General features: G+C 54.1%; 20 protein-coding genes. 10 read left to right on the top strand and 10 right to left on the bottom strand.

Annotated features, from left to right (window positions below):
• Positions 1–50 precede the first annotated feature (50 nt).
• From EI42_RS09725 to EI42_RS09715, 3 genes are all read right to left on the bottom strand, one after another.
• Positions 51–281, bottom strand: coding sequence for a mersacidin/lichenicidin family type 2 lantibiotic (locus EI42_RS09725; RefSeq protein ID WP_111321320.1), 231 nt, complete (start codon positions 279–281; stop codon positions 51–53).
• Positions 282–370: 89 nt separating this feature from the next.
• Positions 371–2986 (bottom strand): NACHT domain-containing protein, encoded by a 2616-nt coding sequence (locus tag EI42_RS09720; RefSeq protein ID WP_170142508.1) that lies wholly within the window; start codon positions 2984–2986, stop codon positions 371–373.
• A 527-nt stretch (positions 2987–3513) separates the two neighbouring features.
• Positions 3514–4425 (bottom strand): aminoglycoside phosphotransferase family protein, encoded by a 912-nt coding sequence (locus EI42_RS09715; RefSeq protein WP_111321317.1) that lies wholly within the window; start codon positions 4423–4425, stop codon positions 3514–3516.
• A 360-nt stretch (positions 4426–4785) separates the two neighbouring features.
• Here EI42_RS09715 and EI42_RS09710 point away from each other — a divergent pair, with 360 nt between their 5' ends.
• The 5 genes from EI42_RS09710 (at position 4786) to EI42_RS09690 (ending at position 11945) form a co-directional block, all read left to right on the top strand.
• The gene (locus EI42_RS09710; protein WP_111321315.1) at positions 4786–5181 is read left to right on the top strand and encodes a DUF2267 domain-containing protein; all 396 of its coding nucleotides are present in this window, start codon (positions 4786–4788) and stop codon (positions 5179–5181) included.
• Between the two features lie 158 nt (positions 5182–5339).
• Entirely contained in the window at positions 5340–8216 is a 2877-nt protein-coding gene (locus EI42_RS09705) for a winged helix-turn-helix domain-containing protein (RefSeq protein WP_111321313.1), read from the top strand.
• A gap of 119 nt (positions 8217–8335) precedes the next feature.
• Entirely contained in the window at positions 8336–9298 is a 963-nt protein-coding gene (locus EI42_RS09700) for an aldo/keto reductase (protein WP_111321311.1), read from the top strand.
• Between the two features lie 205 nt (positions 9299–9503).
• Positions 9504–10694 (top strand): class I SAM-dependent methyltransferase, encoded by a 1191-nt coding sequence (locus EI42_RS09695; RefSeq protein WP_111321309.1) that lies wholly within the window; start codon positions 9504–9506, stop codon positions 10692–10694.
• Between the two features lie 156 nt (positions 10695–10850).
• Positions 10851–11945 (top strand): Glu/Leu/Phe/Val family dehydrogenase, encoded by a 1095-nt coding sequence (locus EI42_RS09690; protein ID WP_111321307.1) that lies wholly within the window; start codon positions 10851–10853, stop codon positions 11943–11945.
• Between the two features lie 44 nt (positions 11946–11989).
• Here the strand turns inward: EI42_RS09690 and EI42_RS09685 are convergent, their stop codons facing one another.
• The 3 genes from EI42_RS09685 to EI42_RS09675 form a co-directional block, all read right to left on the bottom strand.
• Positions 11990–13138, bottom strand: a complete 1149-nt coding sequence (locus EI42_RS09685) for a Gfo/Idh/MocA family protein (RefSeq protein WP_111321305.1) — start codon at positions 13136–13138, stop codon at positions 11990–11992.
• A gap of 72 nt (positions 13139–13210) precedes the next feature.
• Entirely contained in the window at positions 13211–14260 is a 1050-nt protein-coding gene (locus EI42_RS09680; RefSeq protein ID WP_111321303.1) for a sugar phosphate isomerase/epimerase family protein, read from the bottom strand.
• Positions 14261–14314: 54 nt separating this feature from the next.
• Complete coding sequence (locus tag EI42_RS09675) at positions 14315–15439, bottom strand: Gfo/Idh/MocA family protein (RefSeq protein WP_371860005.1); 1125 nt, start codon at positions 15437–15439, stop codon at positions 14315–14317.
• Positions 15440–15675: 236 nt separating this feature from the next.
• Here EI42_RS09675 and EI42_RS09670 point away from each other — a divergent pair, with 236 nt between their 5' ends.
• On the top strand, positions 15676–16350 hold the full coding sequence (locus EI42_RS09670) for a response regulator transcription factor (protein ID WP_111321680.1): 675 nt from the start codon (positions 15676–15678) through the stop codon (positions 16348–16350).
• Positions 16334–17935, top strand: coding sequence for a sensor histidine kinase (locus EI42_RS09665; RefSeq protein WP_111321299.1), 1602 nt, complete (start codon positions 16334–16336; stop codon positions 17933–17935). The genes EI42_RS09670 and EI42_RS09665 overlap by 17 nt, the downstream gene beginning before the upstream one ends.
• A 35-nt stretch (positions 17936–17970) precedes the next feature.
• Here the strand turns inward: EI42_RS09665 and EI42_RS09660 are convergent, their stop codons facing one another.
• Genes EI42_RS09660 through EI42_RS09645 form a run of 4 tightly spaced genes read right to left on the bottom strand, consistent with a single transcriptional unit; the run spans position 17971 to position 22176 of the window.
• Positions 17971–18462: a DinB family protein gene (locus tag EI42_RS09660; protein ID WP_111321297.1), complete on the bottom strand. Its 492-nt coding sequence runs from the start codon at positions 18460–18462 to the stop codon at positions 17971–17973.
• Positions 18463–18490: 28 nt separating this feature from the next.
• The gene (locus EI42_RS09655; protein ID WP_111321295.1) at positions 18491–19312 is read right to left on the bottom strand and encodes a sugar phosphate isomerase/epimerase family protein; all 822 of its coding nucleotides are present in this window, start codon (positions 19310–19312) and stop codon (positions 18491–18493) included.
• Positions 19309–20355, bottom strand: a complete 1047-nt coding sequence (locus EI42_RS09650; RefSeq protein WP_111321293.1) for a Gfo/Idh/MocA family protein — start codon at positions 20353–20355, stop codon at positions 19309–19311. Before EI42_RS09650 ends, EI42_RS09655 begins: the two co-directional genes overlap by 4 nt.
• A 30-nt stretch (positions 20356–20385) precedes the next feature.
• Positions 20386–22176: a hypothetical protein gene (locus EI42_RS09645; RefSeq protein ID WP_111321291.1), complete on the bottom strand. Its 1791-nt coding sequence runs from the start codon at positions 22174–22176 to the stop codon at positions 20386–20388.
• Positions 22177–22560: 384 nt separating this feature from the next.
• Here EI42_RS09645 and EI42_RS09640 point away from each other — a divergent pair, with 384 nt between their 5' ends.
• The 3 genes from EI42_RS09640 (at position 22561) to EI42_RS09625 (ending at position 25356) form a co-directional block, all read left to right on the top strand.
• Positions 22561–23271 carry an MgtC/SapB family protein gene (locus tag EI42_RS09640; protein WP_170142507.1) on the top strand — a complete coding sequence of 237 codons (711 nt, stop codon included), beginning with the start codon at positions 22561–22563 and terminating at the stop codon, positions 23269–23271.
• Between the two features lie 156 nt (positions 23272–23427).
• Positions 23428–24060, top strand: coding sequence for a hypothetical protein (locus EI42_RS09630; RefSeq protein WP_246046377.1), 633 nt, complete (start codon positions 23428–23430; stop codon positions 24058–24060).
• Between the two features lie 402 nt (positions 24061–24462).
• Positions 24463–25356, top strand: a complete 894-nt coding sequence (locus tag EI42_RS09625) for a S41 family peptidase (RefSeq protein ID WP_111321283.1) — start codon at positions 24463–24465, stop codon at positions 25354–25356.
• Positions 25357–25409: the final 53 nt, after the last annotated feature.

Genomic DNA, 25409 nt, shown 5'->3' with positions numbered 1-25409 from the left:
GCGGGAGACAAGTCGTTGTGCGCGAAAGGAGACTAGCGCATGCAACTCTTTTAGAAGGTGTTCAGCATGTTGGGGAGCCCCCGATGACAGAGCGACAGGCAGGTTGTCACGGTGTAATCGAGGTGATGGAGTTGAGAGCCGTTCCCCTGCAAGAGCCGATGTAGCTCCTCAAGCTGGATGTCTCCCGCTGGATTTGCGGGAAGCTTGGCCTGTTCTTCGCCGGAAAGCTCCGTCAAAAAGGTATCATCTTTCCATGCCTGAACAATCATCTCAGTGGTCATATTCGTTTCTCCTTTGTTGATGATGTGCTTCCTGTCCGGAAATGGGATCAGGAGTAGCTAAACAATCTATACGAAAAGCAAGGGGCGATTTAGCGTAACGGTATCATCGCTTGCTTTTCTACCAGGTGCTGCTCTGCAAGGCAGATGCTGGATTGCGTGTTTTTGGGCAATCCGGCAAAGTACTCAAGAAGCAGGCGGTGGATAAAGATGTAGCCCCCGCCAACTTTGCGGAGCAGAACACGCTCGGCTGCATACTCAAGAAAGTGTGGAAAGTGCGCGGGAATGATGCCGCGTCGCGTTAGAATGGCGCGCAGGATGCCATGTTGTATACAGGCAAGACCACCGTTGAGAAGCCCGGCCAGTATGCCGATAGCCAGACCCTGAGCGATACTATATGGCAGAAGCAGGAATAGCTCGTGACTCGTCAGGGTCCTGGTATAGAGCAGGTGCGCTAGCACACTACTGAACATGTAGACCGGCGCAACTGTGATTACGCTGACAAGGCAAACGATCAGACTATTGCGTATCGAGCAATGAATACCTTGATTGGGTGTGGCCCGGTGCTCTTCAGAAAGGGTGTTACTGGAAAGCCCCTGAAAGACTGCCAACAGCAGCCAGTAATTCAGCCCGAGACTGAGCCCGACAGCAGTTCCCTGAGCCAGGCAGTCCAGCAGGGGCCTGGGCATAAAGCCAAAGGTTAGTGCGATGATGAGGGTTGTCAGTGCGCTGATTAAGAGAGCGTTTTTCCCGTGAGTTCGATTCAGAAGGCGCGTGGTAAACGCCTGCCGTGACCAGCGTATGATCTCTGTGGGACGAATGGTTTCTCCGAGGCCGGGAAGCTGAATACTTAATAACAGGGTGGTAAGCGTAAAGTTGAGAATATGTGGTGGCATAGAGCTCAGCGGATAGTGCAAAAAGAAGCCCAGCCCCAGAAACGTCGTGACCAGATAAAACACAAAACAGCTACATGCATACAGGAGAAGCAGCCAGACACTCCCTTTGACCAGTCCTCGGCGCTTCCCGGGGTCGCTTGCTGGAATGAACCTGTGCAGAAAATAGGGAAGCCTCTTCCTGAGCGTCTGGTAAGTACTCCCGCTGATAAGAGAGCCAAGCAGGCCCCCGGCACAGGCATCGATCAAGATATCGATGGGGGTATCTGTAAAGAGAAGAAGATTAATGATGATACTGACGAAAATGCCGATGAGTGCTCCGATCAGTCTGGTGGCAAGAAAGGTGTAGATGTGCTGCCATTTGCTGTTCTGGAGCCAGTCAGGCTGTAACGTCTCGATATAGAAGATGGTTTGGTTGTGCTCTTTCATATGGCGAGCGAGCTGCGCAAGCCAGTAGATGGTTCGGGAGGTCGGGTAGCGCGTGTCAAGGCTACGACGCTCAAGCATTCGCTGAACATACGCAGAGAAGATATGGGTACGATGAGCTTCCAGTGAGTTTTTCTGATCCAGCTCGGGAAGCGGTGTCTCCTGATACGCAAGCGTGAGGATGCTTAGCATCAGAGGTGACGCCATAATCTCGCGGAGCATCGGATCATTGCTGAGGGCGGTGCGGGCGGCTTCAAGGTTGGGCCCGGCTTTTGCAAGATACTCGTCGATTTGCTCAAGTGACAGTGGTTGAACATGAATGGCGCTGCGCAGTTGCAACCGGACAGGGAGCGCGAAGTATTCATGCAGGCGGCTACAGACAACTATTGGAACCATGCCATGCTCGCGCTGATAGGCATTGATCGCCTCGATACAGCCTGCGCGATGAGGTCCGGCCACCTCATCAAGCCCATCAAGCAGAAGCAGAATGTGTCCGTGTTCAATCCACTGCTGGCCCAGATGGCGCGGTACCTGATACTTTTCGTGTAGCTCAGTAATAAGCCAAGCAGTCAGCGTTGTGTGCCTGTTATTCCAGGATGAGAGGTGGAAGACGACGGGAGCCGGGAACGAGGCATCTCTTTCTGCACGATCAAGGAGATGGCTTGCCAGTTCCAGTAACAGCGTCGTTTTGCCTGCCCCTGGTTCTCCCAGGAGAAGCAAGGAGCCATCGGCATCGTCATACAGATGCAAGATGCTTGTCCCGGCGGGCAGAAGCCTGGACGGTTGTGCACATTCCTGTATAACATGTTGCCAGGGGTTGTCGATCGCATCGGGCCGGGTTTTCAGGCGTAATGCCAGATGAGGCGTATTGTGCAGCGAGTGCTCGAGGACACCAACGATCCAGAAAGAACGCACGCGTTTGAGCAGGTGAAGTCGGTTTTTGGGGTCCGGCTCCTCGTGGAGGACCTGAGGCGCAATGGTGCTCTCTGTCTGTTGGTCTTCTACCAGATCGGGTGTCTCCGGTATGGCCGTATCCGGCGAAAGAGCACTCTGAGTAGTGGCCGACTCGGGTGCATCGGTCTGGTTTGGCGTTGCGGCTTGTCCGAGTGGCTTTGTGCCTTTGGCCTCGACAGAGGGAGGAATCAATCCTAGCTCATCGGCTTCCTTTTCAAAAATGGTGCACAAAGCTCGACAATAGCGTGGACTCGGAAAAGACACGCCACGTTCCCAGCGTCCGACTGTACGCGGGTCGGGCTCGCCTGGTCCGAAATCTGGCAAGTTGCTGATACGCGTGGCAACATCTTCGAGTGTCCAGAAACGGCGTTCACGTTCCATTTTTAATTGCAGGTTTGGGTGACGTTTCTTCTTGGACCATGCTTTTTCTTCCATCTGTTCTCCCTCTAAAGATTCCCTATCCTTGAAAACCTGAAGCCTCTTCCTGTGCAGGGAATACGAGGCTTGCGAGCACCTGGAAAGGAAGAACCGGTGCGCGCCGGGTTGGAAGTTCCATCGGATATGAAGATGCAGGAAAGCAAGCATCTTTTGTGCAAACACTTATCTCTACGAGTAACCGTTCGCTAACAGCAATTCTTGACCCCTATGCTTGCTGTTAGTATTTCTGTTATTATTATACTTTATTTTCTGCGAGAGTGCAGTTACAGTTAAAATATCTATTGTAAGATGAAGCGTGTCGATATTGTTTGTTGGCTGCACACTGCTCGATTGTTTCCAGACACTCTTGCAAACAGATATGTATATATAAAGGTATAGCATATTTAAGATCTTCAGGCAATAGTGCATTTATGCACTGTTATACTTGAACGCTTGCTTGCACTATATATGTGGAGAAAGAAAGGTGTGATCTGTGGAAGAGGAAGTAGCTCGAAGAGAGCCACTTCCTGCGTAAAATCGGACATTCAGCGTTTGAGGGTCGAGAGGATCTCTGCACAGCGCAGGGCTTCTTCCCAGAGCTGGTCTGCGTCTTCAACGCCCCACCACGCGGCTAACACCGACTGTACAATGCTCCAGCCCAGAACCCGTTTACGATCCAGGCCGAGCTCATCTACAAATTGATCGACACGGCGTGCAATAATCCGCTCTGGATGAGGGCGCTCAAACAGGGTTCCCGGGTTGTGCAGAAAGGCCCCGATTTCAAAGGCCGGTTCACCTACAACGCCTTTGGGGTCAATGGCCAGCCATGTGTCGCGGTGGGCTGACAGAATGTTATCGTGATGCAGGTCGCCATGCAGCAAGACCTGTTCGGGCATGGAGGCACCCAGCTCGGTCAGATTGGCCTCCGCCTCTTCGAGCAGGGCAGCGGGGAAGGGTCCATGACCACCGTTGTAGTGGGCTCGCAGGCGGGTGAGCCCTTGCCCCCACTCCAGGATGGTCGGAAAAGGATAATCGGATGAGACTGGCTTCCAGAGCTTCCGCATGACGGCAGCAGCAGCGGAAGTTGCAGCTTGATCGTCCTGGATGGTGCTGAGTATGGTACCGGGAAGCAGGCGCTCCAGCAGCATTGTTTCTGTATCGGAATCGAAGGCGAGCAATCTGGCCATGCCCTTACCGGCAAAGTGTTGCAGAGCCGCAACTTCCTCTTGAAACTCTCCTGTCGGGGCGCAGGCCTTCAAGACAACTGGCGTGCCGTCGGATTGTGTCGCAGGAACAACATAATGAAAGGAAAGATTACCAAAAGGTGGCTCAAGCGAGAGATTCCAGCGCTGAATGCAGGTCTCAAGAATAGTTGGTAGGCGCTCCAGCCACGCTGCCCCCTCTTCTTCATGATACTTAAGGATGTGATGGTGAAACTCTTCTGGAAGCATGATCATATGTTTGGTTTCTCCTTTTTCGTGTGTCTATGAAGCTGATTTTGTGAGGTGAGTCAGAGAGGAATGCCAGTAGGTGGGGCACGGGCCCGGTTGGGGCGGAGGACACAATAAAACGCTTCATGTACACGAGGGTAGATGAAGGGAAGACAGAGCTTATAGGTTATCAGGTATCAGCGTCAATATTGATGCATGCTATGCTTCCTCTCGTGGGCTACATTCTGATGTACTTCAAGCATACGTGGTTCGGTGTGGCTTTGTCAAGCAGACGATAAATGTTGAGTCACATTGAGCAGCGGTGATGCGTGTGCCTCAGAGAGAGTGGATCCCATTGTTGAGAGTTCCGATGCAGGAGGGTATAGTATGCAACATGATGAATTTATCGGCCAGGTGCAGCATAGAGGACGGATGAGTTCACGGGGCGATGCGGAGGCAGCGGTACGCGCGACCTTGCAAACGCTCGGTGAACGCCTGGCGGGAGGAGAAGCAAAAGACCTGGCTTCTCAGCTCCCCTCGCAAATGGCTGAATATGTACTCTCCGGTCTGGCTGGTATGGGTGAACGGTTCAATCTTGATGAGTTCTTCCTGCGTGTTGCCGATCGGGAAGGGGTTGACCTGCCGAAAGCGACCTTCCATGCAAAGGCTGTCATGAGCGTGCTGCAAGAGGCAATCACAAAGGGAGAGTTGCGCGATATTCGTTCACAGTTGCCGCCAGAATATAGTAGCCTCTTTGCTGTTGGTAGTGCAAAGCAACCATAAGCGCCTGGATCAATGAGAGAGGGAGGAAGCGTCTATCTGTTTTCTCCCTCTCTCTTTTTGTTTTGTGGCTGAGCCATCCGCGCATGGATTGACAGACGTGAAAGCAAACTGCTATGCTTTTTCGTACAGGATCATCTTTCTGGTAGAATAGGGCGTGTATGGCTCACAGAACTCCGCGTATTGAGCGCAACACTTTACATGATAATACCAGTGCTATTCCGGTTGGCTCTCCATTGTGGTTCAAATGGCTTGAAGCAAACAACGCCTTTCTCTTTCACCACGAGGCGGGATCATTTACAGCCCGAAAAGAGCGGAGAAAGCGTGGCGGTTGGTACTGGATTGCCTATCAGAGCCGCCGGGGCAAGCTCTCGAAAAAGTATCTCGGGCGCAGCGAAGACCTGACGTTAGAGCGTCTGTATGAGGCAATGCAGCGGCTTATCGGATCGTCGCAACCCGAATACAATGAACAGGATGTTCTTTTCTCTGGTTTTGGGCCGCCCCCTCTTCCCAGGCATCATCAATCATTACTTGAGCGTCGCGCCCTGCTTCAGCGGCTTGAGCACAGTATACAGGCCAAACTCACGCTGCTCACGGCTCCGGCTGGTTCTGGCAAAACAACGCTGCTCGCGATGTGGTATGCCGCACAACGTGAGCGGCTTCCGCTGTTCTGGGTGACGCTGGATGCGCGGCATAATGAGTTATCTCGTTTCTGGGATGCGATCTGGAACGCGCTATTGCGCTGTCGAGGGGTGGCGCTTTCGACGCAGTTGTATTCAACCCCACAGATGAGCCCTGAAACGGTGCTGGCTTCCTTGCTGAACAATCAACCACGCGGTGTACTGGTGCTCGATGACTACCATGTCATCACAGAGCCGCGTATTCATGCCGGGCTTGAGTTTCTGCTTGCTCATATGCCTCCTGATCTTCACCTGATTCTCTCCAGTCGTACTGTGCCCCCATTGTCTCTGGGACGAGCCAGAATGTATGGGGAGTTAGTTGAACTTCGGGCCGAAGATCTCCGGTTACAGACTGACGAGGTGGAACAGTTTCTCCAGTTGACACTGGGTGAGCGGCTCACGGCTGAGGAATATGCCTTGATAGATGCGCGGGTGGATGGTTGGATTGCCGGGCTGCATATGATGGCTCTGGCATTACAGGGGCAGGAGCGACCGGGGGAGGTGCTGGATTGCTTCACGGGCAGTCAGCGTTCGCTCTTTGCCTACTTCGCTGAGGAGGTCTTTGCGCAACAGAAGCCCGATATACAGCATTTTCTGCTCTCAACTGCCTGTTTGACGAGGCTAACACCCGCCCTTTGTACCGCGGTGCTTGCGACCGGGAATGACCAGATATGGTCTGAAATGTTGCTGGAACTTGAACGGGCGAATCTGTTTCTGGTCCCGCTGGATGAGGAGCGGCAGCACTATCGCTATCATGCGTTGTTCGCTGAATTCCTGCAAGAGAAGCTCAGGCGAAGCGCTCCAGAGCAGGTAACGCTGCTTCAGGAGCGAGCCGCACGCTGGCATGCTCAGCAGGGAGCATGGGATGAAGCGATAGAAGGCTTTCTGTCTGCCGGCGAGATCGAGGATGCCTGTGCGCTGATAGAGCGTTATGGTGAAGAACTCATCTGGAAGCGCGGCGAGGTCGGGCGGTTATCGGGGTGGCTATTGCGTGTACCGGATATTGGCTCTGGACGGCGTCCCTTGCTGGATCTCTGGTATGCCTGGACCTTGCTATTGAGTGGTAAAGGTGAGGTATCGAAACTGGAAGCGCTGCTGACGTGCCTTGCTGGCTCTGCATCGTTGCAGGGAGACATTGCCGCGCTACGAGCACGCCTTGCGGCCTTTCAGCAGAAGCATGAGCTTGTAGTACACTTCTCCCAACAGGCCTTACAGCTGCTGCCAATGGAGCGTGCGCTTCTGCGAGCTGATATTGCTTTTGGGCTTGCAGGCGCATATGCACATCTTGATGAGGCCTATCGCTTGCTAACCGAGGCGTTGCGCAGCAGTCGAGCGGCGGGAAGCCTGCGCTCGGCTCTGTTCGCAAGTCGCTATCTGGCAGCGAACTGTGTCAATCAGGGGAGGCTCGTCGAGGCGCAGACGCTTCTTGCTCAGGCCTTTCATATTGCTGGTGTGCGGGAGCAGGATCGGGTCCCGGTAACGGCGGTTGTGCATGTGGGGCTTGCCGAACTGCTCTATGAGCGCAATGAGCTTGAAGCGGCCTTGCAACAGGCAATAATGGGCGTTGAACTGGGTGAGCAGAGCGGTGAAATCAAAGCGGTGCTGACTGGTTGTTGCATCCAGGCGCTGATCTATGCTGCGCTCAAAAAGCCTGAGCATGCCTGGGAATTACTGTGGAAGGCCGAACAGGTGGCTATTGTTGGACAGGTACCGTGGTTGCATGATCAACTTGTGGCCACGACGGTACAGGTAGCGCTCGCTCAGAAGGATGTGGGGAGTGCAAAGCGCGCTCTGTACAGGCTCGGGATTGATGACTCTCCATTTCCAGAACGTGATGACTTCCGTCTCCTGCTGGCACGGGTCTGGCTGGCTGAGGGACGCTATGAGGATGTGGTGCAGCTGCTTGAGGGCGTGTATGAGACTGCCCAGGAGGAAAAGCATCTCAGAAATGCCCTGCTTGCCCGAACGATGCAAGCGCTGGCCTTGAACGAGTTGAGCAGACAGAAGCAGGCGCTTTCGTTCCTCCGTCAGGCGCTGGCTGCTGCGGAAACAGCGGGGTATCGGCGGCTTTTCCTCGATGTGCATGATTCTCTACTTGTGCTTCTGGAGCATCCAGTGCTCAGACGTTATGCCGCCCGATTTCAGGTGGTACCGCGAGCAGAAACGGAGCGCTTGAGCAAGCGGGAGGTGGAGGTGTTGCGACTTGTGGCGGCGGGTCTGTCGAATCAGGAGATAGCGGACGAGCTCTGTCTGGCGCTCAGCACAACCAAGTCGCATGTACGCCATCTCTGTCAGAAGCTTGGGGCTCAGAGTAGGCTGCAAGCGGTGGCACGGGCCCGAGAACTGAATCTGCTGTAAGATCCAAAACTTACCCAACAGAACGAATAGGATGATCCCGAAATTGCTGCTGCGGGCGGATGTGGCGAAGGGAGAAGCGGGATATGATACGCCTACCAAATATCAGGAGGATCAGAAAAATGCAGCAGGTTCCGTTGGGAAAAACAGGCGTACAGGTAAGCGCGATTTGTCTGGGGTGTATGTTCTTTGGCACAAGGATTCCGAAGGAAATCGCCTATCAGCTTCTGGATGACTATGTTGAGGCGGGCGGTTGCTTTGTTGATACGGCGAATAATTATGCCTTCTGGGTTGAGGGAGCAACTGGCGACGAAAGCGAGACGCTCCTGGGGAACTGGATGAAGGAGCGGCGCAATCGGGATCAGATCTTTGTCGCGACGAAGATGGGAGCCAGACCGACTGTCCCGGGCGGCGGCTTAGATCAGGCCGAGGGGCTTTCAGCTCGGACAATTATAAAGGCAATCGAAGGAAGCCTGAAGCGTCTGCAAACAGACCACATTGACCTCTATTATACCCATATGGAGGATCGCGCGACCCCGCTGGAAGAGACGCTCGAGGCGCTCGATCGTCTGGTAAGAGAAGGAAAAGTCTCTATGCTTGGTTGTAGCAATCGCATGACGTGGCGGATAGAGGAGGCGCGGCAGGTCAGCCGGGCTCACCAGTGGGCAGAGTTTCAGTGTGTTCAACAGCGGTATAGCTATCTGCGCCCCAAACCGGGAGCTGACTTCGGCGTTCAGCTATGTGTGAATGACGAGTTGCTCGACTATTGTCGTGTGCATGCAGACTTCTCGCTGCTGGCATATTCTCCCTTGCTGTCCGGCTCATACACACGCAACGATGTTGAGTTGCCAGCGCAATATGTGGGCCCCGACACCCAGCGACGGCTACAGGTACTGACAGAGGTCGCCGAAGAGGTCGAGGCAACACGCAATCAGGTGGTGCTTGCGTGGATGCTACAGGGATCGCCACGAGTGATCCCGATCAGTGCGGCCAGCAAAAGCGAGCAATTGCGGGAGAACCTCGGGGCGCTTGAGCTTCGCTTGAGTGCGGAACAGCTTGAGCGCTTGAATGCTGCCAGTGCCTGAGCTATCGAGGCGGGCTGTCATAGTCCGCCTCTTGCGGCTATTCATCGTGTGGGAGCTGGTAGCACCGTTTCATGCGAGCTCTATACAAGGGTGTTATAATATCGGGCGGGCAGATATGCCGTGACCTACTTGCAGACAAGGAGAATATACAAAGGTTACGGGTCTTTCAACGCAAAATCCCCTTTGTGCAGAAGGAGCCAGCAAGGTGAGTGAGACGACCTATCAAGCAACAGTACGTGAAGCGATACAGGACACTGAGAAGTTTGTCCGGCTGACTGCAAAGTGTGCCGAGAATGTAGCCGGATGGCAGAAAATTGTGATGCGTCCTGTGCTTATTAAGAATGCCAGGCATATGCAGTTTTCTTACTTCGATGCCAGGAAAGATATTACCAAAAATTATCGGGATGAAGAGTTCAAGCAGAAACTAGATGAGGCGCTGGCCCTTCCTCTGCGGCATATTACGCTGCAACTGACCGATGCGCAGATCTCTATTCAAATTACAAAGAAAGGGAAAGCGATCATTCATCGGCAGGCTGTTGAGCAGAAGCAGGAAGTGTCTCTACAGCATGATCGTCCGAAACCGCAACCGCTGGCTGAAGAGAGTGCCCGGGCCTTTCTTCAGGGCGTCGGGATCATGAACGCGCAGGGCAATATCAAGCCTGATATGCGGGATAAATACTATCAGGTCAATGAGTTCCTGAAGATGCTGGAACATACCGGTGAGGTGGAGCATCTGGGCAAGCATGGTCCTGTTCACATTCTGGATTGTGGCTGTGGCTCATCGTATCTCACGTTTTCGGTATATCATTATCTCAACGCCGTGCGAAGAGTGCCTGCGCAACTGGTCGGGGTCGATATTAATCGCGAGTTGATGGAAAAGAATGCCGCCCTTGCCCGAGAGCTTGGTTGGCTCAATGTGTCGTTTATTCCTTCGCCCATTGCCGAGTATCAGCCCGAACAGAGACCGGATATCGTGCTGTCGCTGCACGCCTGTGATACCGCGACAGATGATGCGCTGGCAAAGGGCATTCAACTGGGTGCAAAGATGATTCTGGCTGTGCCCTGCTGTCATCATGATCTCAATAAGCAGATCACAGCGAATCCTCCGGAACTATTCAAGCCTGTCCTGCGCTATGGCATTCTCAAGGAGCGGCAGGCTGATCTGTTGACCGATACCTTCAGAGCGTTAATCTTGCGCATCATGGGATATAAAACGGATGTGGTCGAGTTTATCTCGGCAGAGCATACAGCTAAAAACCTGATGATCCGTGCAATCAGGCGTGCTGAGCGGGGAGAGGCGCAGTTTGTCGAGGAATATAAGGCGTTGAAAGCATTCTGGCAGGTGACGCCATTTCTCGAAAAGCTCCTGGGTGAGCAGTTTACCCGCTATCTTTAAGCCGTGATAAGCAGCATATCTTGAGTAGAAAAGAGAGTAACCGGTTCCTGTGTTGCTCTCCTTTTCTTCTGGCAGATTTGAGAAATACCTGCTTCTGGGGGTACAATCTGGAGAGAGATTTATTGATGGCATGTTCTCAAAAAGAAGGGGAAGACAATGACGTCTATCTTTCAAGCGATGGAACAGGGCGACTATGAACATCTCTTCTTCTGTCAGGAGCAGAGTACCGGCCTCAAAGCGATTATTGCTATTCATGATACGACGCTTGGCCCTGCGGCTGGCGGCATTCGGATGAAGCCATATGCCACGGAAGAGGAGGCGATCAGGGATGCGTTGCGGCTGGCACAAGCGATGACCTATAAGTGTGCGGCGGCGGGGGCGAATCTGGGTGGTGGTAAGTGTGTTGTGATCGGTGATCCACAGCGGGACAAGTCGGAGGCCTTGCTGCGCGTCCTGGGGCGATTTATCCGGCGGCTTAATGGCCTGTTTATTACCGGGATGGATGTTGGCACAACCCTTGAGGATATGGACATTCTGCGGCAGGAATGCCCCTATGTCACGATCTACTCCGAGGCGCTTGGTGGGCCGGGCGATACGGCGGCTGCGACCGCACTCGGGGTTGTCTCCGGGATGAGAGCCTGTTTGAAGGCCGTCTACGGTGATGAGCGTTTCCAGGGGCGGCACGTTGCTGTGCAGGGCGTTGGCGCGGTTGGCTCGCATGTTGTGGAACTGCTGGTACAGGCCGGTGCGCTGGTTACGATTGCCGACGTTGACGAAGAGCGCGTCAGGAGTGTCGCAACACATGAGCAGGTGACAGTGGTTGCGCCAGGTGAGATCGCGACGCTGCCAGTTGATATTTACAGTCCCTGTGCGTTGGGTGGTGTCCTCAATCAGACCTCGATTCCTACGTTGCGTTGTGAGATTGTCTGTGGTTCAGCGAATAATCAATTGCAGGAAGAGCAAGACGGGGAGCTTCTGGAGCAGCGTGGCATCCTGTATGCACCAGATTATATTGTGAACGCGGGTGGGGTAATTGTCGGCGCTGATAGTCTGTTGCCCGGTGGGTACAAGCAGCAACGTGCGGAAGCCGCGGTCAGGCGACTGTATCAGGCGGTAGAACAGGTTATCTCACTGGCGAAAGAGCAGCATGTTTCCACGAATCGTGCTGCGGCTCTGCTGGCACGAAAGCGAATCGAGATGATGAAACAGGTGCGTTCTGTGGCGAATGGTGCCGACGCGTTTACTCGATGAAGAAGCCGGTAAAGCATTTGTCGCTTTACCGGCTCTTTTTTCTGTTAATCGAGAGAGACCCAGGTGGCACCGTGTTGTGAGCTTTCGACGGCCTTGACAATGAATTGTAGACCGCGTAAGCCATCCTGAACGGTGGGGTAGCCTCCCTCAAGCGGCTGTCCCCTTTCAAGGCGCCGAATATCGGCAATGGCAAGCCGGTAAATGTTAGCAAAAGCCTCATAGAAGCCTTCGGGATGTCCTGCGGGCAGGCGCGAAAGGGCCTTTGACTCGTCGCTCATAAAGCCCATGTTGGTTCGATAGACCTGTTGTGGTTGACCGAAGGGCTTGAAGAGCAGGGTATTCGGTTCTTGCTGGTGCCACTCAAGGCCTGCCTTGCTGCCATAGATGCGAATGGAGAGGTTGTTTTCTTCTCCAGCAGCGATCTGGGAGCAGGTGAGCACGCCCTTGCCGCCATTCTCCAGACGGAGTAGCATATTGGCATCGTCGTCGAGGGCGCGCCCCTCAACAAACGTGGATAGGTCGGCGCACAGCGAGGTCACTTTCAGGCCAGTGATGAATTCAAGCAGGTTTTCCGCATGCGTGCCGATATCACCGACGCAGCCTGCGACCCCCGATTTGCTCGGATCAGTACGCCATTGTGCCTGCTTGTTGCCTGAACGCTCGACCGGCTCAATGAGCCAATCCTGAATATATTCGACCAGCACTTTGCGGATGTCACCAAGCGCTCCCTGCCGCACCATCTGGCGGGCCTGACGCACTGCGGGATAGCCCGTGTAGTTATGCGAAAGCGCGAAAATAATCTGCTTGCTTTCGACCAGTTTGACCAGTTCCTGCGCTTCTTCAAGCGTGAGGGTCATTGGCTTGTCGCACACCACGTGAATGCCCTGTTCCAGGAACGCCTTCGCTACCGGGAAATGCATATAGTTTGGTGTGGCAATAATGACAAAGTCAATGCCATCTTCGCGTTTTGCCTCAGCTTCAGCCATTTCCTGGAAGCTGGCATATGAGCGCTGAAGATACCAGGCGGCTGCGGCTTCCTGTGCCTTTTGCGGATCTCGGGACATCGCGCCTGCAATCACGCTCGCCTGTCCGTCCAGTTCAGCGGCTACTCGGTGCACTGCGCCAATAAAGGAGCCCGGGCCGCCTCCAACAATACCGGCGCGTAATCGTCTATTTGCTACATCGCGAGCCATCGTCTCTCATCTCCTTCCTCATCAAATGCTGCCGTATGAGGGAGGCATGCATGCCTCCCTCAGCGTGGGGACTTATGCCAGCCCCAGAATGCGCCGATTGGTTTCCTCGCTGACCTCGCCGCCCGCGAAATCATCGAAGGCATGTTTCGGCGTATCGATCAGCATGCTCTTGATAAAGGGTGCACCCTCACGAGCGCCCTGATCGGCATCTTTCAAGCAGCATTCCCACTCAAGAACAGCCCACCCGGAGAAGCCGATCTGTGTCAGCTTGCTGAAGACCTTCTTGAAGTCTACCTGCCCATCTCCCAGGCTGCGGAAGCGTCCGGGACGGTCAACCCAATCCTGATAGCCGCCATAGACGCCGGAGCGAGGTGAGGGGTTGAATTCGGCGTCTTTGACATGGAACGCTTTGATGTGCTCTTTGTACACCTCAATGTACCCGATATAATCAAGGTGTTGCAGGACGAAGTGCGAGGGATCATAGAGAATATGTACTCGTGGATGGTTGCCGGTCGCTTCCAGGAAGCGCTCGAATGAGACACCATCGTGTAGGTCTTCTCCCGGGTGAATCTCGTAGGCAAGATCAACACCGTACTCTTCCGCCGCGTTCAGGATAGGCTGCCAGCGGCGTGCAAGCTCTTTGAAGCCAAGTTCAACCAGACCCGCCGGACGCTGCGGCCAGGGGTACATAGTGTGCCAGAGTAACGCGCCGGAGAAGGTCGGAACAACGTTGAGATCAAGGTTACGAGATGCCTTGATCGCCTTAATCATGGTCTGGGTAGCCCATTCGGCGCGCGCCTGTGGGTTGTTGCGGTACTCTTTGGGCGCGAACGCGTCGAACATAACGTCATAGGCCGGGTGGACGGCAACAAGCTGACCGATCAGATGGGTGGCGATCTCGGTGATTTCCAGCCCGTTACATTGACCTTTTAGATCATCGCAGTACTGCTTTGATGTTGCGGCTTTGTCCAGATCGATAAAACGGCTTTCGTTGCCTGGAATCTGGATGCCAAGATAGCCGAGCTCCTTCGCCCAGTTGGTGATGTTGGGCAGGGTGTTAAACGGCGCTGCGTCTTGCGCGAACTGTGCGAGAAATATCGCTGGTCCTTTGATCTGTGACACCTCTGTTTCCTCCTCGAAAAAGTTCTTCAAAGAAACATGTTTGATGATCTATTTCTACTGTACCTGATCGTCTTCCCAGGTATGCAGTCCAGGAGTAAGTGGTGCGGGGCGATCACACATGCTATTCAGGTCGATGTGTTTGCCCTCCGTAGATGAGTCATGAATGGCCTGCATGATGTCGAGGACATGATAGGCCAGTTTCCCATTGGCACGGTGCTGGCGACCTGAGCGCATGGCGTGGGCCATATCGGCCAGACCGATACCACGCGAGTTCTCGGTGTAGCCGTGGGTCAGGGGCACCTCGCTCCATTCGGTTTCGCCCGCGCGACGCAGGTACACCGGTCCATTGAAGGTATTGGGATCAGGGACGCTGAGGGTGCCTTCACTTCCATAAATTTCGATGCATGGGAGCTTGTGTGACCAGACGTCAAAGCTGGTGATGATGGTCACAACCGGACCGGACTCAAAATCCAGCAGACCGGCGACGTGGGTCGGTGTGGTGACGGTGATCCGAGTGCCGTGTAATGGCTGGCTGGTAATGATGCGCTCGGGGAACGAAATACGGGTCGAACCGGTGACGCGGCGTACTGGACCAAGCATAGAGATAAGGGCGGTCAGATAATAGGGACCCATATCGAACATCGGGCCTGCGCCTATCTGATAGAAGAAGTCTGGGTTAGGGTGCCAGCTTTCTGGACCGTGACCGACCATAAAGGCAGTGGCGGCGACCGGGGTACCAATGGCTCCCTCGTCGATCAGGCGGATGCAAGTCTGTAAGCCGCCTCCGAGGAAGGTATCCGGTGCGCATCCAACGCGCAACTGGCTTGCCTCGGCCTCTTCGAGCAGCAGTCGAGCCTCATCGCGTTCGATGCCAAGAGGCTTTTCGCTATAGACGGACTTCCCGGCCTTGATGGCGGCTCGGCTGATCTCTGCATGCACTTTAGGAATTGTCAGGTTCAAAACAACATCGATCTCAGGATCGGCTAACAGTTCTTCGACCGTGCAGACTCTGGGAACGTTGTATTTTTCAGCTTGTGCCCGGGCTCTGTCCATATCAATGTCGGCACAGGCAACAATATTCAGAATGTTGAATTTCTGCGGAGCTTGGAGGTAGATAGAGCTGATATTCCCACATCCAATGACTCCTACGTTGACGTGAGTCTTTGCCACCGAAAAGATGCCTCGCTCTCTAAGAAATAGTGGGTGCTTTTTATATGTTATAAGTCTACAACATCTCACTTCCCTTTGGAAACAGAAAAGTGGGCGAATCTGCGACCAGGATGCGAAAAAGATACACGATTGCGCAAAGAAACCCTCTGCTTGAGACGGCTTGATAATGCTATACTAGTAGCGAGAATGATAATGCCTGTTCATTTTTGGGAGAAGAAAAACAGACGGAAACGGAGAAGGATGCTGTGAAAGCAAATTTGCTGGTTGTTGACGATGATCTCCATATCACAGGGTTGCTGAGGCGTATTCTGGCCTATGAGGGGTATAATGTGACTGTCGCATCCAGCGGGGACGAAGCGTTAAGCCGCACACTTGAGTATGCCCCGGACCTGATCGTTCTGGATATTATGTTGCCCGGCATTGATGGCCTGGAGGTAGTGCAGCGCTTGCGTTCCGCAGGCGATAATGTGCCAATTTTGCTGTTGACCGCGCGCGACGCCGTTGCTGATCGGGTGAAAGGTTTTGATGTTGGGGCCGACGATTACCTGATTAAGCCTTTTGCGCCTGAGGAGTTGGTGGCCCGGGTGAAAGCGCTTCTGAGAAGGAATCAGGCAGAACGGCATGAGATCTTACGCTATGCGGATGTGGAGCTTGATACAGGTACCCGCATCGCGCACCGTGGACCGCGAGAGATTGAGCTGTCCCCGACCGAATACGAGCTGCTTGCACTCTTTTTGCGGCGGCCTCGTCAGGTGCTCACACGTGATATTATTATGGATCGTGTCTGGGGGATGGACTTTGAAGGCTCATCCAATGTGCTTGAGGTCTATGTTGGATATCTACGCACGAAGTTGGAGGCGAACGGAGAATCACGGCTGATTCACACTGTTCGCGGAATCGGGTATGTCTTTAAGGAATAATACATCCCACCTGGTGAGAGACGAGGACCGCGTCCTGCAACCGAAAACGCCTCACTCGTTGCGCTGGCACCTCTCCTTTTCGTATGCCATCTTGATTCTGGTGGTATTGCTGATCTCGGGAATTCTGGCCTTCTTTTTTTCCTCTCAATCGATCGATCAGGCAGCGGCAGGAGCCTTAAAGGCGGAGGCCGGAGCGGCTCAGACAAATGTGCGCTCGGTTCTGCTTGCTCATCCGACACAAAATGGGAGCTGGCCCAAACCGCTGACACTGAAAGTGATTGATACACATAGTGAGTCAGAGAACACCCTGGGTATAGCTGTCAAGGTATTTGATCTTCAGCGGCAGACGCTCTATGAAACCAAGAGCCCACAGCCGCTCTCGTCCTATGTCCTGCCGCCGGAGGAGAGCTTTACGGCTGCCATGAAGGGTGAGTTTCCAGCGGATGTGATTGACATCGGGCCCGCGAAAGAGAAGATTCGTATTCATGTCGAACCGATCCGACAGCCACAGGTGAACGCGAAGGGCGAGACGACCGGCAACGGGAAGGTGATCGGGGTGCTGCTGACGGCCAAGACGCTTCAGGCGGAGGAGCGCACAAAAAGTACGCTGGCGATCTGGCTCGGTGTATCGGCGCTGGTGGCCCTTGCCATCGCCGCGATTGGCATGCACTTTACCACGAAGCGCGTGCTCTGGCCGCTGAGCGCAATCGTGCAAACGGCCCGTAGTATCGCTCGTAGTGCCCACACAGGCAATCTCAGCCAGCGTGTGCGCCGCCCTGCCAGTAACGATGAGATGGCGGAGGTCGTGGATACATTTAACGATATGCTTGACGCGCTGGAACAGGCAACGCGGGCGCAGCGCCGGTTCGTTGCTGATGCCTCGCATGAGCTCCGAGCTCCGTTGACCATTATTCAGGGGAATCTGGCCTTCTTACAGCAACATGTGCACGAATTGCCGGTTGAGGAGCAGCAGACAATGCTTCAAGATGCCCATAGCGAAACGCTGCGCCTTGCACGTATTGTCGACGAACTGCTGTTACTGGCCCGAGCAGATACGGCCGGAGCGCTCCCACCAGACAAAGAAAGCGGGAAAAGAGAGAAGGGGAAGCATCCGGTTGAGGTGGAGCGTGTGCTGCTGCAATTGGTGCGTCAGGTGCGTGGTGGTCTGCATTCGGAGGGTTCGTCGTTACAGCTTGAGGTGGGCCATATCGAGCCGGTACGCGTGAACGGAGATGAGGAGAGTGTGCGGCGTATTATGGTGATCTTGCTGGATAATGCGATCAAGTATACGCCAGAGAAAGATGCGGTCAGTGGGCTGCCCGGGAAGATAACAGTTTCGCTGGAACGCAAAGAGCAGGAAGGTATTCTGCATGTCAAGGACACCGGCATCGGGATTGAGAGCGAGGATCTTCCGCATATCTTTGAGCGCTTCTATCGGGCGGATCGAGCGCGAACCCGGCAGGGAACGGGGTTGGGGCTAGCGATTGCCCGAACGCTCACAGAGCAGATGCAGGGAAAAATTACGGTGCAAAGTACGCCGGGGATTGGCACTCACTTCAGTGTTCACTTCCCGCTGGTTGATTGAGCCCCTTCAAGCATCAGCCCGAAGGGGCCAGATCGCTAGAGGCAGCCTTTGATCTGCTCAACGTGCGCGGCGACATGGCGCACCAGGAACTCATCAATAAACCAGGCAAGGGTACGCTCGCCATAGGTGACGTGATGCCCGGTCAGCTCAAGGTCGCTATCTGTGAGCTTGCTTAACACCCCATCGACATAAGCGTAATTTTTTGGCAAGGCGGCCCGGGCCTGTTCGAGCGTGTCGTGACCGTGCTCTTCAATGGCTCGTAGACGGCCTTCATGCTTCATGGTCCGTCCGAAGTTCTGTCCCGGATGGGCAACCAGCTTGCTGACCTCATCGGCCCAATAGGGAAGGAACTCGTTGATGTGAGCCAGATTCTCCATGATCGACCACTCGCCAGGAGCTGCGGGCCTGTAGAGCTGCTCCGGCTCAAGCCCGCTGATTGGATTATCCAGCAGGGCATTGAGGTCATTATAGGCTACTCGTAACTGCTGTCGAATGGCCTGAACGTTAGGATTCTCAATAGTGGTCATAGGTATTTTGTGACTCCTTTGTCGTGAACTACCTGTATTCCCAGTGCATTGTTTTCAGGAGGTGCTGAAAACTCTGTGAGGCCTTGCGGAACAGCGCTGCTCCGCTGAACCCCTGATATTGACCGGCTGCGGCAAGATGCGGCTCCAATGCGAAGAAGCCATCATAGCCATCAGTCCGTAACTGCTCAAGCAGCGCGGGCCAGTTAGCTTCTCCTTCACCGGCTACTACCAGCGTGCCATCATGGGTGACATCCTTGACATGAACGTAGGCCAGCCATGGCTTGATAGCTGTGTAGGCGTCAGGGAAAGGAACCTGCTTGCATTCCAGATAATTTGCAGGATCGAGTACCGCACGGAAATGAGGATGCTCAAGCGTGCTCAGTAGATCAACGTTGCGGGCGATTGTATCCCCGTAAATCAGCTTTTCGTTCTCATGCAAGAGCGTGATTCCCTGCTCCTGAGCCCGATCAGCTAGCGAACGCAAACGCTGTAGAATCTCGCTTCTATAGCGCTCGTGCTCGTTTTCGGGCGGATAGAAGGAGAAAATTCGGATGTATGGTGTCTCCATCCGGCGAGCAACGATCAGGGCGCGCTCGAACTGGTACATGTGCTCCTCAAAAGGTGCGGTGACCGGGACCTTGCCAATGGGTGAACCAATAGCAGCAACATGCAGGTTGTTGGCCTCCAGTCGCTGCTTGATGGTGGCAAGTTGCTCATCGCTGAGGTGTAGCACGTTGGTATTCCAGACAGAGCGCAACTCAATGTAGTGAATGCCTTCCTGTTTCAGGACGGCTATCTGCTCTTCCAGATCGGCTGAAATTTCATCCGCGAACGCGGAGAGACGGATCATGCGAAGATCACCTCTTTTCCTGTGCGAGCTGACTCGTAAATACCCTGGATGATTTCGACGGGATGACGTCCCTCCTGTCCATCGATAAACGGGCGTCGTCCTTCCCGAATCGCCTCAACGACATCGGCAATCTGGCGTGCGTGACGGGCAACCATAATATCTGTGGCCTGACCGGCACCGCCGGAGCCTTCCTGTTCCTCATCGGAAAGAATGGTTGCGTATTCGCCGGCCTTTTGTTTCCCTTCGTCGGAAAGCCTGAGATAGGTCAGTTGCTGCTCCTCAATGATTGCTGAGCCCTGATCGCCAAAGACTTCAATCCGTGTGGTGACACCGGGATAGGCCCCGGTGGTAGCGGAAATCGTGCCAAGTGCCCCATTGGCAAAACGCAGAATGGCAACTGCAACATCTTCTGCCTCGATCCTGCGTACCAGCGTGTCAGTGTAGGCGGAAATACGCTTGACCGGCCCCATCAGCCACTGTAAGAGATCGATGGAGTGGATGGACTGATTCATCAGGACGCCGCCATCCAGAGCGATGGTGCCGCGCCAGTCGTCGCTATCATAGTATTGTTGTGTGCGCCACCAGGGCACCGTGGCATTCCCGAGCACGAGCCGACCTAACGCGCCGCGTTGAATTAGCTCACGCACCTGTCGAGTTGCTATATTGAAGCGGTGTTGGCTGATGACCGAGAGTGTGCGTCCGGTCTCCTGCTGAACCTGCAACAGCATTTCGATGTGTGGCACAGTAATATCAAGTGGCTTTTCGACAATGACATGACTGCCTGAGCGCAACGCGGCGGCGGCATGTTCGGCGTGCAGCCCGCTTGGCGTACAAATACAGACAACGTCTGGCTTCTCGGTCGAGAGCATTGTCTGCATATCTTGATAGGGAGTGGCCTGATGCTTGTCCGCCAGCTTCTGCGCTCGTTCCGTATTAAGGTCGCAGACGGCTACAAGCTTTGTCCCCGGGATCGTTGCCAGTGCATCGGCATGCACCGGGCCAATCACGCCACATCCAATAATGCCAAAGCGTAGTGTATCCATACCTTTTCAGCTCTCCTTACTATTCCTTGCTTATTCTCCTGGTTGCAGGAGCTGGATCGTCTGCTCGAAGAAGTGCTCAAGGGGGGCGCTCGCATCCTGAAGAGAGCCATCGATAATCAAGAGAAAACAGAGGCGCTTCTGTTCGAGCATGGCTTGCCAGGTGCCAATAGCCTGGGCGCGTAGAAACGCGTCGGTGTAGGCGCCTGCTATGACGGATTCATGATCGCGAATCAGGATCCGGAGGCTCACGAAGGTATCCGGGCCGTCCATCTCGCTCTGTTCAGTTGAGTGATAGGCGGCGGGCGCCTGGCGCACCTTCGCCGGTATCCCGAGAAGCATATTGCCTGCTTTATGGGCCGCGGCAGAAATACTGAGCCAGGTATTCTCGGGCAAAAAGCCGTTAATGGTCACATCTAGATAGTCCAGCTCCTGGGGGGAGGCGTACGCCTTTTGCCGGAGCGCATGCACAAAGGTGGCTGCGGGTGTCTCCTGCGGTTCGATGAACGCGGGTGTAAGCAGGCGAAGTTGCTCGTAACGGAGCGTCGGTTTCCAGTTCTGGATCTCCTCAAGCGGGTCAGAGAGGGAGCGCAATTGACGTGCTCGCGCCTTATAGTTCTCGACCGCAGGCTGACCGGCAAAGGTGATTTGCTGAAGATAGCCATAGAGCGACATCGTCAGTTGCCAGCCCAGAAAACAGGCTGCCAGCGCAGAGAGCCGCTGTTCTGGCGTCCTGGTTGCCAGATAGGGGAGACAAAGCTGAAAGGTTGGGCTTGTCTCTGCTTTTTCGTCCGCTGTCATGCGTACATGCACAATTCCCTCTGTTGCAAAGCAGGGCCCCTGTGGATTTAGTGGCTGTTCATCGAAGACAATAATCCCTTTGCCCCCTTTGCCGAGGCTTTCTTCCATCAATTGCTCAATCCAGATGAGTAGCGGTTTCCATTCCTCAGTCACTTCCAGAAGCAGGCGACAGGCTCCGTTCTGGCTGGCATCTGAGAGGGTGGCAGCGAGCTGGACGAATGGATGCTTATCAGGGCTCTCCTGGGCAAGATCCAGCTTGTGATGGCGCCAGGCGTCCGCAAGAATAGACCTGAGGGAACTTGAACTGTGTGTATAGGTCAGGTAGAGCGCGACCGGGAGAAGAAAGACACGCGTTGTCGGGGCACTCATACGGCCTCCGGTCCCTGTTCCTCCATCTGGTTGTAACGGACGTCTTGGGGCCTCTTGCTGTTGCGCGAACTGATCGAGAAAAGAGCCGGGCAGCGTCATCACCTGAATATGCTCAGATGGAGTGAGCTGAGCCTGCTGAAGTAGCTCTACGAACCAGGTCAGGTGAGTGATTGGCTCTTCGGAGGTCATACCCATCGAGACACCAACCATCATCACATCTTCGAGCAAGGTATGCAGCGTAGCTGCATCATGAAACGGGGGTGTCAGGTTCTTCTGTCGGGCAATTGTTTCAAGAATGTGGTTCAGGGCGGCAGGGTCAGTGCTATCAAGTGGATAGAGCGTCAGGTCCCCGGCAGCGGCAAAGCCCATCGCACAAAGTACATGAACTGTGATAACCGAGCCACCCATACCGGTCCAGATCAGATGACGAACACCGCGCCGGTGAATGGCTTGGGCGTCTGTCTCTACCTCTTCAAGCAGGTGCTCCTCTTGTAAGAGCCGGGCAACGCCTTCAACCCAGTCAAGTTTTGGTTCACCGTTTTCGCTGCCGAGCGTTTTCATAAGGCCGTTGCGGCGCCGCAACTGGTCAATTGCCTGTTCCCTGGCAATGCGTTCAAGGGACGATATCGTGTTACTATCTCCTTCCACAGACATGGTACGTCTCCCTTCTAAACAAATCTATCCCCAAATTCCTTGCGCCAGATATTTTGCCTGACTTTTTCAGTTAGCATATCACAATCCCCGACGCTCTTACCATCTTTGCGCGTTTCTGATGGAAGCGCCTCTATTGCTGAGCTTGTGCGAAACCGTTCCACCAGATGCGTGGTGGCTGATTTTTCGGGTAAGCTACTCGTCTGGAGCGGATGCCGTGGGGGAGGTATGGATTGTATGGGAGAAAAGCAGTGCGGAATGAGAGAAGAGGATCTCTGTTTTGGCAACAATCTTTCTTGAGAATTGGATTGACGTCCATCTCTTTTGTGTGCTGCTCCGTATTTATAGGTATGATCGGGACGCGATGCAGAGGAGATGGAACGCTCTATGATTTCACTTCAGGTTGTCTTACTTCGATTGGGGCTGGCCGTTGTACTGGGAATTCTTGTCGGGGTGGAGCGCTCTCTGAGGCAGCATTCCGCCGGTATGAGGACGAATGCGCTGGTCTCGTTGGGGTGCGCGCTCTTCACTATTATTTCCGGCTACTCGTTTACCGAATTGCTACACCTCAATCATATTCAACTTGATCCGACGCGTATAGCTTCCTACATTGTGGCGGGAATCGGCTTTCTTGGTGGGGGCGCAATCTATGTCCTGCGTGACCGTGAGCGCGTCAAAGGGCTCACAACTGCTGCTGCAATCTGGGTCGTGGCGGCGATCGGGATGGCGTGTGGAGCCGGAATGCTCTGGGAGGCGACGATTGCTACTCTGTTTGCTGTGATCGTTCTCTATCCCCTTCATAAGTTTGAAAAGCACTTTCTGCCTCCCTGTGAGGAGAAACAGTATCGCTTGCAGGTGCACATTGCAGGTGGCAACACTGACAACCTGCTAGGGACCATATACGCTATGTGTGCAAAGAAACGGCTTGCAATCGGGTCGCTTGAGATAAAGGAGGAGCAAGCAGAGCGAATGATTGTCGTGATCTGCCGCGCTCGCGATATTCGTCTGCTGGCGGAAGCGCTGGATCTCTTGCGCACGCTTGAGGGTGTCTCTCAGGTCAAGATGCAGGTACAGGATGAATGGGAACAGAATATGTAGTAGAAGGTCTGGCATCCTCGCTTACTGCTTGCTTGCATTTTACATGCTACTCCTGATTGCGGAGTCTGCCTTGTTGCGCTGGACGTACGCGCGTCGCGCTCCCAATCAGGGATTCTCTATTGATTTTGGGCAGGGACTCCTGAGGCTGTATGAGGAATGGGATGGGTTGCAGAGGCAGGTGCAGGCGGGCACGGCACGGAACTCAACAGGAATATCTATCGCCGGGCCTGTCAGACAGTATCGAGCGAAGTTGAGCGTACGCCAAAGCCAGTTTCGTTCTCTCTGCTCACCTCGTTGCTCGATGTAACTCATGAGAATATCGAGCAGGTGATGCGTATTGTCTCACAGAGTACCGGGGATGCGATGCTTTCCCCAGAGATGCTGGAGCCGAGGCTAACCTGTGCTCGCAACTGGATCAATGATTATCTCCCCGATGACGAACGAACCCCGATCCAGAGCACATTTCAGACCGCAGCCTATGAACAGATGTCTGAGGAGCAGCGTCGAATGATATCGCTGTTTAGCTCGTTGCTTAATGAACACTGGAATTATGTCGGTCTGACAGATTTGATGTATAACGTGCCAGAGATGGTCAGAGGGGTTCCGCTTGATGTGAAGCCGGATACTGCATTGAAGCAGGTTCAGCGCTCATTCTTTGTTGCGATCTATCAACTGGTGTGTGGTCGCGAGACCGGCCCCCGTATCCCGACGTTGTTGCTCTCACTTGGGAGAGAAAAGACGCACATGCTTGTGACACCTCCACGGAAGGAAGCCTGCTCTTCTCTATAGAATCTGGAAGCTGGTTATAATGGAGGAATGATTCTTTTATAGAAGAGGAGCCGTGTGGTTATCATGCGGCTCCTGTTTTTACTGTCCGGATGCTTTTGTGTTATGCTTATGAGCTAAGAGGATCTTTTTTTTTCAGGTAATGCCTGTCTATTGGAGAGCTGGCTCTGGCGGATGCTGGAACAGCCTGTGATCGGTGCAATACAGCGATTCCGCATGATGGAACGCATGACTGTAGAAGAGATGGTGAGGCCTTTGTGCTGGTGGGGGTCTCACCCATATTTCTGAAAAGGAGTTGGGCCTGTCACATTGACAAAGCCTGCCCTCTTTGTGGCACTGCTACACTTCTGGTGTGTATAGGGTACAACCACAATAGAGGAATGAAGAGGAGAGTTGTTTTCTTGTATGGACATGTTCTGGCATCTATTGGCACGCACATGGTCTGCGGCGGCCTTTTTTCATCCCTTGATTCAGGAGCGCGGGCGGGAATGGGAAAAGATTTTGACAGCGCTCCTGCCTGAAGCAGAGAAAGTTGCAGTTGAACCGATTCTGTCTGCCGGGCAAAGGGAGGTGCTTACTCGCCTTCTGGATACGTTGCAGGATCCATCAACCGGGCTTGTTTCTACTATAGAGGAGAATTTGTCACCAAAGCGACGAACTGAGGTGGTGTATGAGACGCTGCCAGGTAACGTGGCGTATGTACGGGTCAAGCACTGGTTTGATTTCGCGATATCGCCAGGCTCTTTTGCGCAATGGGATGAGGTGGTCCAACTGGTCACTGGCGCGGTTGAAGCCGCTGTCCATGAGCAAGCTTCGGCGCTCGTTCTGGATTTTCGTGAGACGACTGGCACAAGAGCAGAAAGACATTCAGAGGATCGTTTCATCTACGGAAGACTGCGTACGGAACTGATCTCTCGTTTGTTTGAGCGCCCGATCAGCCTGCCGCAGCTTGCTCGGGTGCAACGGGTTGGCTATCATGACCCTGAAGAGCTCGGGCGTACGGTTGGCGGCTATACAACCGAGTGGGTGATCCAGGCCAGCAGCACACCGGTAATGCCGGGGGAACTGGTCTTTACCGGCCCCCTGTTTGTGTTGACTGGATGCGAAACCAGCGCTCAACTGGAACCTGTACTGATTCTGTTGCAGCAAACAGGTCGCGCGTATTGTCTGGGTGAGCAGAGCCAGCCCTATCGAGCGGAGGAATATCTACTATCGTTGACAAATGAGTGGAAAGTGCGCTTGCGTCAGCATATCCTCTTCTATCATGATCACCCGATCCGCTATACCCCGATATCGTGACGAATGAGCCGCTACAAGAGGTGCTGCTACTTCTGGCAGGGAAAAAGCAAGAG

Origin of the sequence: Thermosporothrix hazakensis (assembly GCF_003253565.1) — a bacterium.
Classification (GTDB): Bacteria; Chloroflexota; Ktedonobacteria; order Ktedonobacterales; family Ktedonobacteraceae; genus Thermosporothrix; species Thermosporothrix hazakensis.
The sequence above is the reverse complement of the archived record's forward strand: the minus strand, read 5'-3'. Positions and strand labels throughout refer to the sequence as shown.

What these genes read in the sequence shown, in the direction of transcription:
- EI42_RS09725 (WP_111321320.1), bottom strand. Translation starts at nt 281, where the DNA reads ATGACCACTGAGATGATTGTTCAGGCATGGAAAGATGATACCTTTTTG.
- EI42_RS09720 (WP_170142508.1), bottom strand. Translation starts at nt 2,986, where the DNA reads ATGGAAGAAAAAGCATGGTCCAAGAAGAAACGTCACCCAAACCTGCAA.
- EI42_RS09715 (WP_111321317.1), bottom strand. Translation starts at nt 4,425, where the DNA reads ATGATCATGCTTCCAGAAGAGTTTCACCATCACATCCTTAAGTATCAT.
- EI42_RS09710 (WP_111321315.1), top strand. Translation starts at nt 4,786, where the DNA reads ATGCAACATGATGAATTTATCGGCCAGGTGCAGCATAGAGGACGGATG.
- EI42_RS09705 (WP_111321313.1), top strand. Translation starts at nt 5,340, where the DNA reads ATGGCTCACAGAACTCCGCGTATTGAGCGCAACACTTTACATGATAAT.
- EI42_RS09700 (WP_111321311.1), top strand. Translation starts at nt 8,336, where the DNA reads ATGCAGCAGGTTCCGTTGGGAAAAACAGGCGTACAGGTAAGCGCGATT.
- EI42_RS09690 (WP_111321307.1), top strand. Translation starts at nt 10,851, where the DNA reads ATGACGTCTATCTTTCAAGCGATGGAACAGGGCGACTATGAACATCTC.
- EI42_RS09685 (WP_111321305.1), bottom strand. Translation starts at nt 13,138, where the DNA reads ATGGCTCGCGATGTAGCAAATAGACGATTACGCGCCGGTATTGTTGGA.
- EI42_RS09665 (WP_111321299.1), top strand. Translation starts at nt 16,334, where the DNA reads ATGTCTTTAAGGAATAATACATCCCACCTGGTGAGAGACGAGGACCGC.
- EI42_RS09660 (WP_111321297.1), bottom strand. Translation starts at nt 18,462, where the DNA reads ATGACCACTATTGAGAATCCTAACGTTCAGGCCATTCGACAGCAGTTA.
- EI42_RS09655 (WP_111321295.1), bottom strand. Translation starts at nt 19,312, where the DNA reads ATGATCCGTCTCTCCGCGTTCGCGGATGAAATTTCAGCCGATCTGGAA.
- EI42_RS09650 (WP_111321293.1), bottom strand. Translation starts at nt 20,355, where the DNA reads ATGGATACACTACGCTTTGGCATTATTGGATGTGGCGTGATTGGCCCG.
- EI42_RS09645 (WP_111321291.1), bottom strand. Translation starts at nt 22,176, where the DNA reads ATGTCTGTGGAAGGAGATAGTAACACGATATCGTCCCTTGAACGCATT.
- EI42_RS09640 (WP_170142507.1), top strand. Translation starts at nt 22,561, where the DNA reads ATGATTTCACTTCAGGTTGTCTTACTTCGATTGGGGCTGGCCGTTGTA.
- EI42_RS09630 (WP_246046377.1), top strand. Translation starts at nt 23,428, where the DNA reads ATGGGATGGGTTGCAGAGGCAGGTGCAGGCGGGCACGGCACGGAACTC.
- EI42_RS09625 (WP_111321283.1), top strand. Translation starts at nt 24,463, where the DNA reads ATGGACATGTTCTGGCATCTATTGGCACGCACATGGTCTGCGGCGGCC.